Consider the following 1,345-nt stretch of genomic DNA (forward strand, 5'->3'; position numbering starts at 1 on the left):
TACTCACTGAGCCAATGATTTTCACGCAAGGTGTTGCACGTATCTTCAACTTGTTCGGCAAAGGGCTTTACCCATAAGCTTAAAACGCCGCGTTTTGTATAGAAAAAAACCACCGTATTGTGCGGTGGTTTATTATTCTTACTTTTGAGCAAATTTGCGGTCGTTAGTGCTTATGCCGCGCTTTTTCCAAAAGATCCGTAAAGTAATGACGCAGTGAATACAACATGATCAAGCTCGGGATCACCATTACGGCCGTGAGAATGAAAAACGTGCTCCAGTCATTTAGGTAGTCAACCAATTCACCGCTGAATGACGCTAGCGTGGTTCGTCCAAAGTTTCCTAGCGACGCAAGCAATGCATATTGAGTGGCAGAGAACGCTTGCCCGGTTAATAGAGTCAGAAACGAGACAAAGGCTACGGTGGAAAATGCCGTCGTAAAGTTATCAACGATGATGGTCGCTAAATACAGATGCTCGTTAGGGCCAACAGACGCTATCCAAGCAAACATCAAGTTACTCGCTGACATAGCAATGCCGCCAATCATCAAACCGCGCACGATACCAAACTTCACATTGAACATACTGCCAACGAGAGTAAAGAAGATGGTGGCTCCCCATCCGATCAACTTCGAGTAGTAGCCAATTTGTTCGTTGCTAAAGCCAATGTCTTTGTAGAAAGCAATCGACATGCGGCCCAGGAATGCTTCGCCAATCTTAAATAAGAAGACAAACAGCAACAGGGTTATCGCGACGCGAACACCATTGCGGTTGAAGAAATCGAGGAAAGGCTCAACAACGGTGACCGTAAACCACGCCACAAGTTTTGAACCGACGACTTCTTTGTGTCTTTGTTCCGCTTCGGATTGGAGCTTTTCACGTTGTGTGACTGGTTCGCCCACTAACAAAGTGAACACCATGAGTACCACGACAACAGCTGCCATACCGTAATACACTCCGTTCCAGCCGATAGTATCGGCGTTAACAAACGCCAAGTATCCCGGCAATGAGTAGCCTGTCCACCATCCGATGACTGCCATAGCCGAAGCTTGTGGCAACTTAGATTCTTCCGATTTTGGAAAAGTATCAATTCGGAAAGCGTCGATGGCGATGTCTTGTGTTGCCGATGCCGTTGCAATACACAAGGCGAGCAGAGAGGCGAAAATGAGATTTTCCGCAGGATTGACCCCTGCAATGAATAATGTGGCAACCAGCACAATGCTTTGACAGAAAAAGATCCAACTGCGTCTTTGTCCAAGCAGAGGATACAACAGCGGTAACTTCACTCGGTCGACCAAGGGAGCCCACAGAAAGTTGATCGCATAGACCGCAAAGACACTACCAAAATA

At 46.8% G+C, this 1,345-nt stretch carries 1 protein-coding gene and 1 pseudogene; one reads left to right on the forward strand and one right to left on the reverse strand.

Annotated features, from left to right (window positions below; translation table 11 throughout):
• Positions 1-77, forward strand: a pseudogene (locus tag R7O12_RS25095) (transcriptional regulator); the annotation flags it as partial.
• Positions 78-163: 86 nt separating this feature from the next.
• Here the strand turns inward: R7O12_RS25095 and R7O12_RS25100 are convergent.
• The coding region (locus R7O12_RS25100; protein ID WP_318126770.1) for an AmpG family muropeptide MFS transporter at positions 164-1,345 on the reverse strand (1,182 nt) is incomplete at its 5' end.

The sequence above is a fragment of the Vibrio sp. Vb1574 genome (assembly GCF_033338675.1).